This window comes from Natronococcus sp. (genome assembly GCF_047921035.1).
In the GTDB taxonomy this organism is placed as follows: domain Archaea; phylum Halobacteriota; class Halobacteria; order Halobacteriales; family Natrialbaceae; genus Natronococcus.
On the sequence record NZ_JBLRWX010000276.1, the window covers coordinates 1 to 515 of the forward strand.

1 pseudogene is annotated in these 515 nt (G+C 59.0%); it reads left to right on the plus strand.

Features of this window, described 5'->3' with window-relative positions:
• Positions 1-185: 185 nt before the first annotated feature.
• A pseudogene (locus ACNA7R_RS20680) lies at positions 186-515 on the plus strand (prenyltransferase); the annotation flags it as partial.

The following is a 515-nucleotide window of genomic DNA, read 5'->3' on the forward strand; positions in this document are numbered from 1 at the left end:
TCGGGAAGGTCGAGGGGAATTAAATTCGCCTGCGACAGCACGCCCCGTTTTGGGACGTGCGGTCAAAACGGTGAAGCCTCGGGGTCGTTCGAGAGAGCGTGCTCTCTCGTGATGACGAGAATCTATGATTCTCGAACCACTTGTCCCCGAGGTACTTCACTACCGACCATCCGGCTTCGGATCCAATGATCGCAAATAGGGTACCGAGGCTATGGGCACTCTGGGCAGCTGCTCGGCCGAGCCAACTCGCTCTGATCGTCCTCGTCTACGCGCTTGGCATTGGAAAGGCTGCCGCAGAAGCATCACTGATGAGGGACGGATCGACACTGCAGCTTGATGGCGATCAACCTGCGTTCCTTGAACTCGTCGTGGTCGGTGCGATTGCACTCATTCCCGTCTCGGTCGCGATCCACTACGCCAATGAGTACGCTGACGCGGATACGGACGCGCTGACTGAGCGGACGCCGTTTTCCGGCGGAAGTGGTGCTCTCGAGCGCACAGGTCTTCCACGGTCG